General features: G+C 37.6%; 13 protein-coding genes. 9 read left to right on the top strand and 4 right to left on the bottom strand.

Annotation, left to right across the window (positions count from 1 at the left end; genetic code table 11):
• Together AC4MRQ_RS10140 and AC4MRQ_RS10135 are read left to right on the top strand one after the other, a co-directional pair.
• Entirely contained in the window at positions 1–708 is a 708-nt protein-coding gene (locus AC4MRQ_RS10140; protein WP_491197558.1) for a M48 family metallopeptidase, read from the top strand.
• Positions 709–795: 87 nt separating this feature from the next.
• Positions 796–2,910 carry a Piwi domain-containing protein gene (locus AC4MRQ_RS10135; protein WP_491197557.1) on the top strand — a complete coding sequence of 705 codons (2,115 nt, stop codon included), beginning with the start codon at positions 796–798 and terminating at the stop codon, positions 2,908–2,910.
• Positions 2,911–2,916: 6 nt separating this feature from the next.
• Here AC4MRQ_RS10135 and AC4MRQ_RS10130 read toward each other — a convergent pair whose 3' ends face one another.
• The 3 genes from AC4MRQ_RS10130 to AC4MRQ_RS10120 are packed head-to-tail and all read right to left on the bottom strand — an operon-like array spanning position 2,917 to position 6,795.
• A complete protein-coding gene (locus AC4MRQ_RS10130) occupies positions 2,917–3,663 on the bottom strand; it encodes a hypothetical protein (RefSeq protein WP_491197556.1) in 747 nt (248 codons plus the stop codon).
• Positions 3,663–5,486, bottom strand: coding sequence for a hypothetical protein (locus AC4MRQ_RS10125; protein ID WP_491197555.1), 1,824 nt, complete (start codon positions 5,484–5,486; stop codon positions 3,663–3,665). Before AC4MRQ_RS10125 ends, AC4MRQ_RS10130 begins: the two co-directional genes overlap by 1 nt.
• A 10-nt stretch (positions 5,487–5,496) precedes the next feature.
• Positions 5,497–6,795 (bottom strand): ATP-binding protein, encoded by a 1,299-nt coding sequence (locus AC4MRQ_RS10120; RefSeq protein WP_491197554.1) that lies wholly within the window; start codon positions 6,793–6,795, stop codon positions 5,497–5,499.
• Positions 6,796–8,152: 1,357 nt separating this feature from the next.
• On the opposite strand from AC4MRQ_RS10120, the gene AC4MRQ_RS10115 reads away from it, so the two are divergent.
• From AC4MRQ_RS10115 to AC4MRQ_RS10085, 7 genes are all read left to right on the top strand, one after another.
• Positions 8,153–8,794, top strand: a complete 642-nt coding sequence (locus AC4MRQ_RS10115) for a DUF6266 family protein (RefSeq protein ID WP_491197553.1) — start codon at positions 8,153–8,155, stop codon at positions 8,792–8,794.
• A gap of 846 nt (positions 8,795–9,640) precedes the next feature.
• Positions 9,641–10,765: an amidohydrolase gene (locus tag AC4MRQ_RS10110; protein ID WP_491197552.1), complete on the top strand. Its 1,125-nt coding sequence runs from the start codon at positions 9,641–9,643 to the stop codon at positions 10,763–10,765.
• Positions 10,766–10,769: 4 nt separating this feature from the next.
• On the top strand, positions 10,770–11,918 hold the full coding sequence (gene alr, locus AC4MRQ_RS10105) for an alanine racemase (RefSeq protein WP_491197551.1): 1,149 nt from the start codon (positions 10,770–10,772) through the stop codon (positions 11,916–11,918).
• A 55-nt stretch (positions 11,919–11,973) separates the two neighbouring features.
• Entirely contained in the window at positions 11,974–13,593 is a 1,620-nt protein-coding gene (locus AC4MRQ_RS10100; protein ID WP_491197550.1) for an XdhC family protein, read from the top strand.
• A gap of 144 nt (positions 13,594–13,737) precedes the next feature.
• Positions 13,738–14,193, top strand: a complete 456-nt coding sequence (locus AC4MRQ_RS10095) for a hypothetical protein (protein WP_491197549.1) — start codon at positions 13,738–13,740, stop codon at positions 14,191–14,193.
• A 48-nt stretch (positions 14,194–14,241) separates the two neighbouring features.
• On the top strand, positions 14,242–14,721 hold the full coding sequence (locus tag AC4MRQ_RS10090; protein WP_491197548.1) for a (2Fe-2S)-binding protein: 480 nt from the start codon (positions 14,242–14,244) through the stop codon (positions 14,719–14,721).
• Entirely contained in the window at positions 14,718–16,862 is a 2,145-nt protein-coding gene (locus tag AC4MRQ_RS10085) for a xanthine dehydrogenase family protein molybdopterin-binding subunit (RefSeq protein ID WP_491197547.1), read from the top strand. Before AC4MRQ_RS10090 ends, AC4MRQ_RS10085 begins: the two co-directional genes overlap by 4 nt.
• Before the next feature lie 484 nt (positions 16,863–17,346).
• On the opposite strand, the gene AC4MRQ_RS10080 is transcribed toward AC4MRQ_RS10085, so the two are convergent.
• Positions 17,347–17,574, bottom strand: a complete 228-nt coding sequence (locus AC4MRQ_RS10080; protein ID WP_491197546.1) for a hypothetical protein — start codon at positions 17,572–17,574, stop codon at positions 17,347–17,349.
• Positions 17,575–17,685: the final 111 nt, after the last annotated feature.

Here is a 17,685-nt window from a genome sequence, read left to right as displayed (position 1 = left end):
ATGCTGAAAGAACAAATCAAATACGGCAATTCAACCATTGAATATTCTTTAGCTTTTGCTGAACGAAAAACCTTGGGTATAAAAGTTTATCCCGATAAATCGGTGCATGTTATTGCACCTATCGGCACAAGTACCGATAAGGTTTCAGAAAAAGTGCATAGCAAAGCTGCATGGGTATTACGCCAACAAGATTTCTTTTTGTCATTTCATCCGATTACCCCACCACGCAGATTTATTAGTGGTGAAACTCATTTGTATTTAGGCAAGCAATACCGCTTAAAGTTAGTTCAGGCTGATAAAGAATCGGTAAAACTTCATGGTGGCAACATCACTATATTCAGCAAGGACAATAGCAATAAGAACCGAATCGAAAAACTATTGAAAGCATGGTTTAAAAATAAGGCAGACCAACATTTCAATAAATTATTTCAAGAGCTGGCACCATTGGCAAAACCTTTTTTTATAGGTACTCCAACACTAAAATACAGGTGGATGGATAAGCGTTGGGGTAGCTGCAGTCAGAAAGGCGAAATACTTTTAAATACTGAATTAATTAAAGCACCTAAGAAATGTATTGAGTATGTGATTATACACGAGCTGTGTCATTTGGCACATTTGAATCACAGTGCAGCATTTTACGAACTGCTTGAAAAGTTATCTCCCAATTGGAGGAAAACAAAATACGAACTAGAGAAACTAATGGTATAAAATATAAATAGAGTACAGAGGAAATGTAGGAAATAGAGGAAATGAATCCTACGTTTCCTACAAATCCTACATCCTAAATTAAAAATTATGGCTACCCCGAATTTGACATTTAACTTGTTAACGTTTACGCACCCAGAAGAAAGTCTAACACTTTGGTTTACCGACCAGGAGCAAGATGGTCTTTGTCGTATTTTTAATACACAAGTACCTTATGAGGTTATTGAAAAATTCGGAGAGCAGGAGCACTACTACACTTCTTTTGAAAAGGAGCAAGATGGACTCTTTGCGGTTACAAAAAACACTGTACCCGATTTTGAATACTTAACAGATGATGACGGTGTAGAATACCGCAAAATGATTGAAAACACAGCGTTCACAAGGTCGGTTTTGCGTAGGTATTACAACAGTTGTATTTATAATTACTTGGTCAGTTTAGGGTATTTCGTCAAACCTAATTTTGTATCTGATATTGAAGTCTGGATTTCAAATGGAGCTTCCGATATTCAATACAATTACTTCGACAAATTCACCCTTCGGGTTCAATTTGCAAGAATAACAGATAAACCCGAATTAGTTATTTCTTCCGATGGCATCTCCAAAGTATTCAAGAAAAGCGTATTGACCTTTCTTTCAACCATACCCGTTGAGTGTTTTAACTGGGTAATGCACGAAAATAGTTTATACAGATACGAAGAGTTACCTGACAAGCCTAAAATGGAACTGGATAAAGTCTTTCCAATTTGGAATTTTGAAATACGCGATGCACTTCAACAGCAAACAGGAAGACCAGACACCACAAATAAATACATTAAGTTTAAATCTAAGATTGAATCATTCTACACCGATGTTATTTGCGGTAATGGGTTTAGAGAGATAATCCCAATCGATTCAAAAAGCTTTATTCCAGTTAAAGTACGAAAAATTGGTTCGGTAAAAGACAAGAGCAACGAACTTCTGTTTTTTAATCAAAAGCCGTATTTAGTTCCATTCTTGGGGATGCAGTATGGACCATACAAAGCAAGCGACTACAGCAACATACAGTTCTTTTACATTTTGCACGAAGACGATAAGAAAATTGCACGTGTCATGCATAAGTATTTGGATGAAGGACTTTATTCATTTAATGGCTTATATCAATTTGCAAAAGTACCTTACAATACGCTCGATAAGTTTAGTATTGTGTTTACAAACAAGAATAATCCAATTGATGAAATTGAAAGGGAGTTAGTAAAACGAGAGTTCAAAAGCAACGTTCATTATATTGCCATTTATTTAAGTCCACACAGCAAAACTCATCCTAGCCGCGAAATAAAATCACTCTACTATCAAGTTAAGGAGCTCTTATTAAAAAGAGATATTACTTCACAAGCCATTGATGTTTCAAAAGTTAAAGTTGCCATGAGCAACAAGATGAAGTTTTTTGATTACAGCCTAAACAACATTGCCATTGCTATTTTGGCTAAACTAAATGGAATTCCCTGGCAGCTAAATACAAAGCTAAAGAATGAATTAATTGTTGGCGTTGGAGCATTTAAGCACGTTGATACTGCCGTACAATATTTGGGTAGTGCATTTAGCTTTTCCAACAATGGTAAGTTTAAACGATTTGAATGTTTCCAGAAAGACCAAACAGATGAACTGGCAGGTTCAATCCTCGACCAGATAAAAGAGTATGTTTCGTTAAACAATCACATAAGCCGTTTAATAATACACTTTTACAAAAACATGAGTAAGAAAGAACTGGAACCCATTGAAAAAGGACTGCACAACCTTGATTTGGATATACCTGTTTTTATCGTTTCCATTAATAAAACCGAATCACGAGACATTGTTGCCTTCGACAACAATTCAAAAGAACTAATGCCATTAAGCGGCACTTACATCAATGTGGGCTACAATCAATACCTTTTATTCAATAATGTAAGATATAGTGTTGATAGTAAAATTGGCAAAATAGACGGGCATCCATTCCCTGTAAAATTATCCATCCGCTGCACACACGAAGAAGAAGCAAAAGACCCTACGGTTGTTCGCGAATTAATAAACCAGGTTTATCAATTCAGCCGCATGTATTGGAAATCCGTAAGGCAGCAAAATTTACCAGTAACAATCAAATATCCTGAAATGGTGGCAGAAATCTTCCCTCATTTTTCAGGTCACGAAATACCCGAGTTCGGAAAAGATAATTTGTGGTTTTTGTAATTTTAGCTATGCCAGTTTATTGAGGTCTATACTAAGGTTATTTTCAATTTGTCTAATTAGGTCATCTTTATTTGAATAAGGACTATAAATCTGTTCGATACTAGCAATATGTTTTTTCAAATCCCTAACATCTTGATATGCCTTTGATTTAGTGTCATCATCAAAAATATCGCTCTTTTCATCACTGGTTAACTCTTTGAAAAATATATACATTATTTTGGGATTAGCTCCCCCTTTAAACCTGCTGTAAGCTTCATCAAATTCCTCTTTTGTGAATTTGCCAACTCTTTCTTTAATTAAACAAATAAAGATTTCGCTCTCGTATACGAGGTCTTTATTAAACTCATCTTGTATTCTAGTCTTGGAAAATGCCTTACTTGATTTTTCCCAAACATTGTACTGTAAATATTTACCTTCCTCTACAAGTGTATCATTTTTCTGAAACAAATAATCTTCAATTTCTTTTCTTTCCTCGTTTAAAGCTCCAGCCGAAGCCACAAAAACTTTTATTTTTTTTATTGGCATATTCTTAGTGTTTATATTTTTTTCAAGAATCTCAATTTTATTCTCAAGTAGGTTAATATTATACAAAAAATCAGACAGTTTTAAATCAAAGACATCATTACTTAACTTAATTCCTTGCTCCTTGGCATTTGCAATCAAATTATCATTACTTACTGCATCTTCCCTATTTGTGATAGCATGCGCAATCACTTTAAGATTCGAAATTAAGTCTTTAATCACATTATTCATTACGCTTGAATTAGGTTGTATTCATACAAACTCAGGAATTTTAGCTCATCATCTTTTAATTCCGTTCTAAGCTTAATTGTATCATCAACATTGTAATTGAAAATTGGAAAAAAGCAAGTTGGGTATTTATCTACAGATTTCAAGATGTTATATATAACTTTGAAAGTATCGGATGAAAAGTTGACTTCATCAACAACTACAATGGGAGCATTTATTTTTATAAGCTCATCGGTAATTTCTTTACCAATATCATCATAGTCAATCTCATTACTTTTCAATTTTGATATCAGTTCCCGTGAAATGCCTAAATAGTTATAGTTATCATTAAACATACTAAGGCATCGAACAAAAAATCCTGAAGGAGTTTCCTCTAACCTTTCTTGAAGCCCCTCTCTTTCATCAGGAAAAACGATAACAACCTCCTTATCATATATATCTGCTTCCTTTAAACACTTCTCAAATTTTGTTGCAAGTAGTGGACTATTTGCTTTAAATAAACTTAGTGAGTCTTGAATTATTGGTGTTTTAGTTCTCCATTTAGGTCGATAGTCTTCATGTTTAAACCCTGCTTCATGGCACATTTGCCACATTTCAAATGATGTGATTTTGTTTGGTATTTCACAATCGATATCCACTAACGGTAGGATATCGTACTTACAAAATTCACACTCCTTATTTTGCAAATTTTTAAAAAACTTTTGTTTAACGCTCTTATAATATGTAACGTCGGTTCCTTCTATATTCAAACCAGCAGCATTTCGGTATTCATTACATGCATGCTCCGTAGCCAAAATACTATGGCAAAGAAAGTTAATGTTTTCAAATCCATTTAATTTATGGATAAAACCTTTTATAGTTTTACCAGTATGAATTAAATCAGTAATAAAAACTACATTATAATTGTTTTTACCATCCAAATTCAATTGCTCTTCAAATAGCTTATATTCCTCCTCTTTTCGTAAATTAAATGCTCCGAGGTAATTCCCAAACCTATTCTTCATTGTTTCGGACAATAAAGTATCATTCAGTGAAGCAATTGAATCTCTCAACCAAGGAGAATCAGCACTGTCAAATACCAGATAGTTTATCTCACCCAGCTTCTGTCTAACTTCAAGAATTTTATTCATCAGCAAGTTGAATAGTATTACATTGTCATTGTTACTGGTTTCATAGAAAAACAATTGACATGAAGAGTGCCGACCTTCTCTTAAAATCTTAAAATGATTTATTTTCCGTATTAATCTTGATAGAAATATATCAACAAAGGATGTAGAAATATCTTGAGTGAACTCATAAATCTCTTTATCATAAACAACATCAAGTTTTTGCTCTTGAAGGATATTCCCTTTAGTATCTATAACTAGTGCTTTTTTCAGAAAGCCTGTTTTGCGATGCAAAGCGTATAGATTATTATAAACATTATTGTATTTCTCAATTGAGTTTACAACAATTACAAAATAAGGAGCTTCTCTGGTTTCTTCACTTTCTGTTTCAGCTATTTCAACAAGCTTTCGAAAAACATCAGGGTAAAACTTATCGCTATACGCTTGCTTCATATCAATAAACAACAATTTGTTATTTATTGTGTCAATTTCATAATCATCTTTCTTTAATTGAAATTTCTGTGCAAGAACTGAAGAGTTGCTAGCTGCAGCATCATCTGCAACTTCAATTATTTCACACAATTGATTATGGTCGTAATATTCAAGTTCAATATTATATTTTTGAACTAAATAGGTTGTAATTTTTTGAATTATCTCGTCAGCAACGGTATAGCTAAAGGAAACTCCGAATCGAAACAAAAACGGGTATAATTTGTACATAAATCAATCATTAATTCTGCGGAATTTGCACGGTTATCATATTTCCGTGAAATTTAGGTAAAGTATCATATTTCTCTACCTTCACACGATAAACAGCTTGTATAACTTTTTCAATTTCACTAACATCATCACTGTCTTCAAATGCATTGTATTCAATTACCTCGTAATTAGGATATGCTTTCTTAAACAGTTTTGGCATGCTGGAATACTGATTTACCGCTTTTTTAATGTTGACAAAATATTCTCCAGTCCTTACTCTTACTTCTCCTCCAAAAATATTTACTGCTGTATTTAATAAATATGAAAGTCCTCGTCCAACAGCTATTACGTTGTCACTAGTTCCGTCATTTTCTGTACTTAATACACCATCTTTGTAGTCATTGCCATTTGGGTCTCTTGTTATTCCAGGGAAAAAAGATGCCAATAAAATAAACCAATCTTCTTTCTTGTAATCAATTACTCCATTGATTTCAGGCACCTCATTAGAAAAATAAAAATTAAAACTATCCGCTGTCCGCTTTCCTGGTTTACTTTTTTCTTTGTCCATACAAAAGCAAAAGTGAGGGTCAGTGTCAAATTCATTTTTATCTTTTATACTATTCCCTTTTTGTAATTCTGCTTTCAAAGTATTAAGAATACTATCTCCATTATCCCAAATAGTTAATATGTACTGATTATCTTCTTTAATGCAGTTAACAGTTAACCTATCAGATTGTGGGTGTCTGATTGAATTCGTGATGCTTTCATATATAACATTACGTGATATGTTATCGCCAACATAAACTCCCGCAGGTATATTTTTTTGAATAATTGAAACGATGGGTTGACCTTCAGTCCACTTTTTAGGCTCTTCCTTTAGTGTGAAAAGCTTTTCCTCTAGTGTTTTAAATTTTAAAGCGGTTAAAGGATAATAGCCTTTTCTTTCGTGATATTGAATCTTTTCATCCTCGCTAGCAAATTTATTATCATTAAAATAATCAGTTTGCTTGAAGTTAATAGGAAGTTCTTTGACATAATCAATTGGCTCTAGTCCCGTACACTCATTTATTACCTCAAATAGTCTGAATGTTTTTATAAAGTTTCGGGCATTCCAATCTTTCGGATATACTAAATAGGTATACTTTCCTGATTCATAACGTCCAACGATTAATACAAACAAGTAAACAAGAGCCTCCACTCTGAGATGTGTCGCACCCCGCAAATTTATTTCAATTTGCTCCAGCGAATCTTCACTTTCCTGAAAGAGGGATATTAAATCCTTTTCTAGGCTACCTACTGTAATATATCCTGATAATTCTATTTTTTTCATTTTCCCGAAACGAAAACGGAGTGCAAAGATAATCACTTAACTCTGAATTAAAAACTGTTACCTAATCTTTTTAAAGAAATATTCTCTATTCAAGGAAGGAAAAACGGTGTTCGTCCGTCTCCTTCGGCAAGGTCAGTGCCAGCCCGTTCAGCACTTTTTTATTCACTCCAATTTTTAATGGTATAAAAAAGAGCTAAACCCCCTGCGGGTTCGCTATCGCTCAGGCTGTCACAGCTCTTGCAGCTCAGTCGTTGTCCTCACGGCAGCCTACTCTGTGCTGTAAGCCACTTCACTACATTACACCTGCACTGCGCTCAGAGCTTCGTACCTCAACTACTTCGCTCCGTTACGGTTTCATTCCGTTCAGTCGCTCACAGCCCATCGGCTGCCAGTGTTTGGCTCGCCTGCGGGTCGCTGCGGGCTACGGCTGAATTGTTTTATTTGCCTCCGCTTCGCTCTGGCTATTAAAGCGGTAGCCTTGTGTAGTTCAGTTCCACAAAGTTTTTAAATTGTTTATTTTTTAATGGTAAAAACTTTGTTCCACTTCCTACATATGCTGCAAAAGGTTATCGTATCCTCAATCCATCTCTTTGCACCACCCTTGCTCCACTCGCAGGCGGCTCGCGATGCTTGGTCAGTGTCCGCAACCCATTCCGCTATCGCTCCATTCATTGCAGCCACCGCCCAGCCGTCTGGCTCAAGGCTGTTTTTTCCTGTGTAGTATTTCTTCCAACCCACAGTCCGACCGATGTTGACGAAGTTAAATAAATTGAAAGAATCCTTCCCGAAGTCCACGTGCTTGCAGCACATTCATTCCACTCATTTATTCATTCCTCCTACCTCGTCATTCCTGCATTCGTTTCATTCATAAGCTTCAGCACCCCACGCAAAAGTGTCTCATTCACTCATTCCGCTCAGGTTATCACCTGTGCTGCATTCCTTCAATCCCCACATTTGCTTTTCCGACGCACTCCCAAATTGACGACCTGACAAAAAAGAAAGTTTCGAATATAACCCACCGCATTAATTGTACGCTTATTCAAAGCTAAGCCACGGGTCTGAAATCATCCAAAAGACTACGGCATAAAGCCGCTTCGCTTTTTATTCCGTTTCCTTTTATCTGTTTCATCCCCTACTCTTTTTGGATGCCTAAGCGTTCAGTTAAGCCTCCCTATGTACAGATGCTAACATCCGACTGATTGACATAGCAAAATGATGCAAGACGATGTATAGAAACCCGTAAAACACCGATAGCCTGATTATTGCAATATATTGAAGCAAAGACAAGGTTCTGGACGTGTCAACTCCGTACCAAGTCCGAGTTAAAAGCATATTGTTTCATTAAATACTTAGTAAAATGGGTAAAATTAATCAAGGTATCTTAGGAGGTTTCAGCGGTAAGGTTGGAAACGTTATCGGGGGAAACTGGAAAGGGATTGATTACATGAGGGTAAAACCTGCAAATGTGGCTAATCCCCAAACTGAAGGTCAAGTTGACCAGCGAACTAAATTCTCTACTGTATTGCAATTCTTGCAACCATTGAAAGACTTTGTAAAAGTTGGTTACAAGAACTACGCAATTAAAATGACTCAGTTTAACAGTGCGATGTCTTACATCCTGAAAAACGCTGTTACTGGTGCTTATCCAAATTTCACAGTTGATTATGCCAGTGCATTACTCAGCCGTGGTTCTTTGGCTGGTGTTTTAAATGGTGCTGCCGCTTCATCCACTGCAGGTTCAGTTGAATTTACCTGGGGAGATAATACTTCCGAGAGTAATGCAAGCGCAACCGATAAGGCGATGATTTTAGCTTACAACAGTACAAAAGGTGAAGCCATCTTTGTAACTGATGGAGCAGCACGAAGCGCAGGTTCTCAAAGCTTAACCGTTCCTGATGATTTTTCAGGAGATTCAGTTGAATGTTTTATCGCTTTCATTAGCGAAGATGGTTTATCTGTAGTAAACAGTAAGTATGTTGGTTCGGTTACTGTGGCGTAAACAGATTTATTTCGGATTTCTTTTAAAACCGCTTCATTTGAGGCGGTTTTTTAATGCCTTTTTCTCAAATGAACATCTCTTCCAAAATCAAATATTATTGGCTCAGAAGTCAAATTTCGTATATTTACCAACGGGAGAAATTACGGGCGAGATGTCGACTTATCACTTTCTATCCTATATTTTCCTAGAGCTTAAAAATTCCTGTTGCTAATTTGTTGCTACAGTAGGTTAATTAACTGATATTCATATACTGAAAAGATATTGTATTGATAAATACAACTTTAACCTTGTATTTATCTGTTTTACTGCAATTAGAAAATTCTGTATCGGAAAGCAAATAACACCCAACATATAGGATTTTAACACATCACAAACGTACCAAACTGACTCGCAAATCCAATTTTTCTTAAGAGAAAAGACAGTTAGTAAGTTAAGTATCAACTCACCAGAACAATGCTATGCCTCCTTTCAGTGAAACCGTGTTTTATCTTGCTTTCAATGCTTATAACTTCTATCTAACTAAAAAGCACCCCCCTAATTCTTAAACAGTTATAAAAAACCACAAACCTTCCCCCTTCGCCAAGGGGGAAGTCCATTAGTTTATTGAATATTGTGCTATTGCGCATGGAATACTAAGTTCTAATACATAATACGGGTTAAAGTAATTTCACTGCAAGACCTATAAACCTTTTGTGATTCACGTGTCATTTCGTACCTTCAAATCTTTGTGAGCAACAATTATATGGAGAAATTCATTTTACTACCTAAGTACAATAAATCATATCTGTACAGATTGTTTTAAAAGAATAGTAATCAATCAGTACTAATTGCGAATATAACCTGCCGATGAAAAATATTATTACCCTTCGCCACCACCTGCATCAACACCCTGAGCTTTCAAATCAGGAAAAGGAAACTGCAGCCACAATTTCCTCATTTATGCAAAACTTAACACCTGACGAGATTTTTGATACTGGTAAAACAGGCAAAATCTTTCTTTTTAAAGGAACTGAACCAGGCCCTACAGTACTTTTCCGGGCTGAATTAGATGCTTTGCCTATTCAGGAGAACAACAAACTACCTTACCTGTCGAAAAAAGCAGGTGTGGCACATTTATGCGGCCACGATGGACACATGGCTATTCTGGCAGGTCTGGCTCAAAATATAGCTCATCAACGCCCTGTTAAAGGCAAGGTTGGTTTATTATTTCAACCCGCAGAAGAAGTAGAACAGGGGGCTTATGACGTGGTACAAAGTAAATCTTTTAAGCAGTTGAATCCCGATTACCTGTTTGCCTTGCATAATATTCCCGGTAATCCCTTACACCAGGTTATTATTAAAGAAGGTAGTTTTTCGGCCGCCTCTAAAGGCATGACTGTAAAACTAACAGGCCAAACATCGCATGCTGCCGAACCAGAAAATGGGCTTAATCCAGATACCGCCATTGCTCGTATCATCGATTCCTTGCACCAGGTTTGCAAACAGCATGAACGTTTTACGAGCCTGGTATTATTGACCATCATACATCTCCGGCTTGGAGAAAAGTCTTTCGGAACCTCTCCTGGTGAGGCCGAAATATGCATTACCTTACGTGCTTATGAAAATAGAGACATGGAAATTCTGACACAAGATGCAACAGAAAGGATTGAAAAAATAGCAAGAGATGAAAAGCTACAATGTAAAATCAGTTTTTCAGAAGTATTTCCGGCAACTATTAATGATCCTGATTGTGTAGCAATGATTCGAAAATCGGCTGAAATGAATGACCTGCCAGTTTTTCAACGGCAAGAACCTTTTAAATGGTCGGAAGATTTTAGCTATTATACAAAACAGTACAAAGGCGGTTTCTTTGGATTGGGCTCAGGTATCAACCAGCCCGCCTTACACAACCCTGACTTTGACTTCCCCGATGAATTGTTGAATACCGGTATTAATCTCTTTACATCCATTTATAAAAACCTAAACTTCTAGTACCATGAATAAAGCTTCGTTAATGACTCTGGATGCAAAAGCAGTTAAAAACAACATACAGTTTCTAAAAAGGAAAATCGGAACCAAAGTCAGATTATCATCGGTGGTTAAAGCAAATGCCTACGGCCATGGCATTGAGCATCTAACACCTGTTCTGGAAGAAGCCGGGATCGATCACTTTTCAGTTTTCAGCTTTGACGAAGCGCTGCGGGTGCGTAAGAGTACTCACTTACATCCAACCATACTTATTATGGGGTGGATTGCCAATGACGATATAAAACAAGCTATATCCCTGGGCTTTGAATTTTTTGTTTTCTCCCTTGAACGGCTGCAATTAGCCAGGCAGGCTGCTGAAGAGCTAAACATACCGGCAAAAGTACATCTTGAAGCCGAAACCGGTATGAATCGTTCCGGCTTAAACAAATCGGAACTTAAGCAAGCACTCCAAATGATCAAGGCCAATACTAAACAATTTGAACTGCTTGGCTTTTGTACGCACTTATCCGGTGCCGAAAGCATCTCAAATCATATGCGTATTCAGAAGCAGTTAAAGCAATATAACAAGATGCTCGATATGCTGAAAAAGGCCCAATTAATACCTCAATACAAGCATGTGGCCAATTCAGCCGCCACATTTGTTTTTCCTAAAGCCCGGTTTGATTTGGTTCGCATTGGCATCATGCAATACGGGTTTTGGTCGAGTGCCGAAACCTTTATCCATTACACACAAAACAAAAAACTTAAAGATGATCCCTTACAACGCATCCTTAGTTGGAAAAGTAAAGTAATGTCAATAAAAACCGTTAAAACCGGTGAATTTATTGGCTATGGAATCTACTACCTGGCACAATCGGATATTCAAACGGCACTGGTGCCCATTGGATATGCCAGTGGCTACAGCCGTTCACTTAGTAATAAAGGCCGTGTACTGATTAATGGTCATCGCTGCAGCGTTATCGGACTTGTTAATATGAATATGATTATAGCAGATATAACCAATGTACCTAATGTTTCAGAAGGCGATGAGGTGGTCATAATTGGCAAACAGGGCGAATTAGAAATTAAGGTTTCGGCATTTAGTAACATTAGTGATGAACTCAACTATGAAATACTTGCACATCTCCCCGTTGATATTGAACGACGAGTAATTTAAATATGCTCTGCGAACAGGTTTAAAAGCTATTTATAAGGATATTGAAAAACTAACTATGCAAAACATCTATCAACGCTTACTACAGCTAATTGAAAAAGGGGAACCGATAATTCTGGGAACACTAATCGACAAACACGGTTCAGCACCCCAAGTACCTGGTGCCTCTGCCATATTTAATACAAATGGATTGCTTCAAGGAACTTTAGGCGGAGGTATCCTTGAAGCTGAAGCTGAAAAGCTGGCAATGAAAGAAAACGGTGGGAATAATTTACTACGTACCGTTCAGTATAATGCGAAAATCAATGATGATGCCGGAGCCATTTGTGGCGGGCAGGCCAGTTTTATTCTTGACTTCTCACCTGAGATTCACGCCAAAGTATTTTCGCAAATGGATCATTCACTAAAGAATGGTCAATCAGGATGTTTAATCACATTTGTCGATAATGAACAGCATATTAAGCGCTATTGGTTGCAAGAGAAAGAGCAGCTTAGTGAAGAACTGATCCCTTATCGTCATTATATCATAAAATGTCATCAGAATCAACCAGTGGGGACTTATCAGTTGGAGCAAGGGTTTTTATTGGTTGAACGATTACAGCCTGCTCCACGGCTAATCATCATTGGCGGCGGCCATATTGGTCAGGCTCTGTGTCATATTGGACATCTTCTTGATTTTGAAGTGACAGTTTTGGATAACCGACCTTATTATGCCAAAGATTCAATGTTTCCGGATGCGCAGCAACTGATAATTGGTGATTTAAACGAAAATATCAAAGCACTGCACTTGCGGCCTGATTCATATGTGGTAATTGTTACCCAGGGACACAAAACAGATTATGCGTCTCTGCTGACAACTCTTCAGACTGATGCAGGATACATCGGTATGATTGGCAGTAAACGAAAAGTAAAACTTATCAAAGAAGATTTACTACAGAATCAACTGGCAACGGAATCTGAATTAGATACCATCTATTCGCCCATTGGTTTAGATATCGGGGCCAAGTCAGTGCAGGAGATCGCCATCAGTATAGCAGCAGAGTTAGTACAGGTACGTCATAAGCAAAAGTCGCTTAATGATGTGGCAATGATCATTTTAGGTGCCGGGAAGAGCACTCGTATGAAAAAGGTGAAAATGCTTTTACCTTTTGGCAATCAAACGATTATTGAAACTGTAGTAAAAACTGCATTAAATTCAAAAGTTACTCACACGATTGTGGTTACAGGCGCCAATGCTGAACAAATTACACAACAGGTGAAGCACTTACCGGTTGATGTGACTTTTAATCGTGATTATGAGGAAGGCATGCTCTCTTCCGTACAATGCGGCATTAATAGTGCCAATGGTTTTGACGCTTTTCTTGTTTTACCTGGCGATCAGCCATTTATTCAATCTGCAACGGTAAATCATCTGATCGATGCCTATCGGAAAAATGATAAAGGGTTGGTGGTTCCGACCTATAATGGTAAAAAGGGACATCCGGTATTAATCAATCATAAATACAAAGCACAAATCAATCAGTTGGATCCAAACATCGGTTTGAGACAACTCTTTCATGAAAATGCAGATGATATCTTATACCTTGAAATTAATTCGGATGAGGTTGTAATTGACTTGGATAATCAGGAAGATTACAAAGGTGCACTGGAGCGTTTAAGACCGCCAGCTAAAAGTTAGATTTATCCTGAGTTTATTTTCAGTAATTGTATAATAATCATGCGGCAGATACTGGCCTGTTAAGTAGTTAAATATTAACTTTATATATTCATTTTCCTGCGAACAAAAAGGCATATGATTCTTAAACGGATTAATTATTTAATATTGATGGTAGTATTTGCATTAGCTGGTTTTGTATACCATCAACATTCCTCTGAAAAAATGATTAATCAGTTAGATGCCATTTTTGCATGTGATCAGTTTAAAGTCACGATTCCGCATCATGGCGGTTATGCTGCTACTACCTTTGGTAAAGGCATATTGCGTATACATCTTCAGACAAAGGACTCTACTTATCAGCTCCGTTATAAAGATGCCATTGATCGGCGAAAGTTGGAGTTTATCATTGATAAAGAAGAATACTGCCAGCTGAAGAACTTATTTGCAAAACTGATTGAAATTCATAACCCAACAAAGAAACTTTCGGGTAACTGCCTGACAATTGATCACAATTATATATTGGAAACAAATCATCAAAAATTGGTAATTAAACCAGACAAAGATCTTTCAGAGTCTAATTGCCTGATGAACTGGCTCTATAGTAAAGAACTGAATAATTAACTATCTTAGTTGATTATCACAAGCTGTAAACTTTAAAACGACTGCTATATGGAACAAATTGCATTCACCCTTAACAATAAAGCCGTTAAGGTGGAAACCAATTCCAATGATATTTTATTATGGGTTTTGCGTACTAAACTAGGTTTAACCGGAACGAAATACGGATGCGGTATCGGATTCTGTGGCTCCTGTACCATCCTGGTTGATGGCGAAGCTATGCGCTCGTGTGGTATGGCTGTTAGTGAAGTGGCTGGCAAAAAAGTAACAACCATTGAAGGCTTAGCCCTTGGAGAGGATTTGCATCCCGTTCAAAAGTCATTCGTCATGCATGATGCACAACAGTGTGGTTATTGCACACCCGGTATGATAATGAATGCAGTGGGATTATTGAATAATAATCCAGATCCGAGTAGAGAAGAAATAATAGAAGGGATGAATGATAATCTGTGCAGATGTGGATCTTATGGCAGAATCGCAGATGCTGTTGAATCGGCCGCTAAACAAATGAATGGAGGAAACAACAAATGAGAGAAGATCAGATAAACAAACTCTATTTTGGCGATGTTGATCATCCCGTTCGAAGTATGGATCGCCGTAACTTTATAAAGAAGCTGGGCGGCGGATTAATCATTGTATTTTCTCTAAATGCATGTATGTTTAAATCAAGGTCGGAAAACGACCACGATAAACGAAGTGATGAGGAACTAGACCTCAATGCTTATTTGAGAATAAAGGAAGATGGAACGGTAGATTGTTATACCGGTAAGATAGAAATGGGGCAGGGAATTATTACTTCTTTAGCCCAGGTGCTATCAGAAGAGCTTGAAGTACCAGTGAATACCATCAACATGGTGATGGGCGATACCGAGCTATGTCCTTATGATGCCGGTACATGGGGTTCGCTTACTACACGTTTTTTCGATCCACTTTTACGTGCAGCAGCTGCTGAAGCCAAAGCCGAATTGCTTAAGATGGCAGCTACACAATTAGAATGTAGTGCAAATGAATTAATGAATAAAGGAGGTTTGGTTGTTTCAAAAACCAACTCTGATCTTCAAATCATTTACGCCGAACTAACAAAGGGAAAGAAGATTGTTAAAACCATCAGCTCACCGCCAATTCTAAAGAAAGCCAGTGATTTTAAAACAATCGGTCAACCTGTAATCAGCACTGATGCCATTAAAAAGGTAACAGGGCAAGCAGTTTATACCTCAGATATTCAGTTGCCAGGCATGTTGTATGCATATATAAAACGGCCACCGGCACATGGTGCAAAATTAAAATCTGTTGATGTATCACGTGCCGAAAGTTTAAAGGGCATAACCATTATTAATGAAGATGGATTAATTGCTGCGTTGCATGAAGATCCGTTAATGGCAGAGGAAGCAGTTGTTAAAATAAAGGCCCAATGGGATCTGCCGGAGGCTAAAGCTAACACCGAAAGTATTTTTGATCATATACTGGAAACAGCTGATTCCAGCAAAACAACTGAAAAAAATGGAAGTCTCTCTAAAGGATTCAAAGAATCCGATCATGTTATAGAAGCGACTTATTTAGATGGTTACAAAGCCCATGCATCTATCGAGACACATGCCGCTACAGCCCATTTTGAAGGAGATACATTGGTGATGTGGGCTTCATCACAAACACCTTTTGGTACACGGGAAGCGGTGGCCAATGCATTGGACATGCCATTGGATAAGGTGCATATTAAGCAAATATTTATCGGTGGCGGTTTTGGTGGAAAAATCTATAACCAGCAGGCGATTGAATGTGCCAAACTGGCAAAGATCAGTGGAAAACCGGTGCAAGTGGCCTGGTCGCGCAGCGAAGAGTTTATGTATGATTGGTTCCGTCCGGCAGCGGTTGTAAAAGTTAAAGCAGGTTTTAAAGACAATGGCAAACTAAATTCGTGGAGTTTTGATGTTTTTTGTGCAGGAGCCAGGGGAACAAAAGATTTTTATAATATCCCGAATATTAAAACGCAAATTTTTAACGGTAAAGGGGTACATCCTTTTGCAACAGGAGCATGGCGTGCACCGGGAAACAATACCACTACTTTCGCCAGGGAATCACATATTGATGATATGGCTAAGCATGTTGGCATTGATCCGGTTGAATTCAGGTTACTAAATATTGAAGATCAGAAAATAAAAAGAACCATTCAACTGGCAAAGGATACCTTTGATTATAAAACAGCCAGTACCGGTACCAATCGTGGTTGTGGTATGGCTATTGGCACAGATGCAGGTACTATTGTTGTGTTATTGGCCGAAGTAGAGGTGGATCCTGCAACCGGAAAGGTGACACCATTGAGAATGGTTTGTGCCCAGGATATGGGACAGGTGGTTAATCCACATGGTGCAACTGTTCAGACCGAAGGTGGTTTAACCATGGGCTTAGGCTATGCTTTATACGAGGATATTGAGTTTAACTGGGGCGCTGTCGAAACCCAGAATTTTGACACTTATGAAATAACCAAATTTGCAGTAACACCACCGATTGAATGTGTCTTTGTGGAAGATATGGATTCACCGCCACAAGGAGGTGGTGAGCCAGCCATTGTCACAGTCGGCGGAGCAATTGCCAACGCGGTCTTTCATGCTTGTGGCGCCCGCGTGAAGCAGATGCCTATAACGCCGAAACGGATTCTAGAGATCTTAAAATGAAAATATTAAAAAAAGAGAGGCTGTCCAAAAGAATTTACTATAACAGAAAACTTACAAATTGTAAATATTAATCGTTGATCACCTCACCTCAATCCTCTCCTAAAGGAGAGGAAGTGCTCAATAAATGAGTGTTAGTGCGCTGATTAAGAGCTTATAAATATCGAACAGCTCTATTCCTTCTCCTTGAGGAGAAGGTCAGGATGAGGTGGTTAAGTAATAAATCGTAAGTTATCTAATTTTAAATGCTTGTTTTTGGACAGCCTCCTTTTTGATACTATTTGAAGAAACAGGCTTGCAATTACACTAGTGCATATATGGCACCCGTTCCGACCAAGCACACATTAGCATACTTAAGGTTTGAGCTTAGTTAATAACATTCTGAAAAAATTCAATTCGACTTGTCCTGCATGATAAAATGGGATACTGACTTATTGTTTTTCAAACTGTTTCGTCTCATAACTTTACAATTCTGTTGCAATCTTCATTATTTAAAAAAAGATTCATAGCAATCGTAACACATATTCACCCTAATGGTTTCACCAGCCAAAAACCTCCGGGCGCGCCACTGAAGCACTCCATCAGCATCAATTCTTTCACTTGGCAATGTTTGTACAGGTATTGTATTCGGCCTGGTTTTAAACGGTTTGTCACCATGAATTCCAATAAATACATCGTCCAATGGAAGATCACCTGGTAAAGCAATCATATTCACTACATGCGCCCTTTTTCCACTTGGAGCTTCATTCTCCAGGTTATAGCTAAAGGCTGAGCTTTGAATTCAAGGTTAAGTGTTACTTTCCCCTTATAGTGGTTCTGTAGTTTT

Source organism: Carboxylicivirga sp. (genome assembly GCF_982718395.1).
This window is presented reverse-complemented; position numbering and strand designations above follow the sequence as displayed.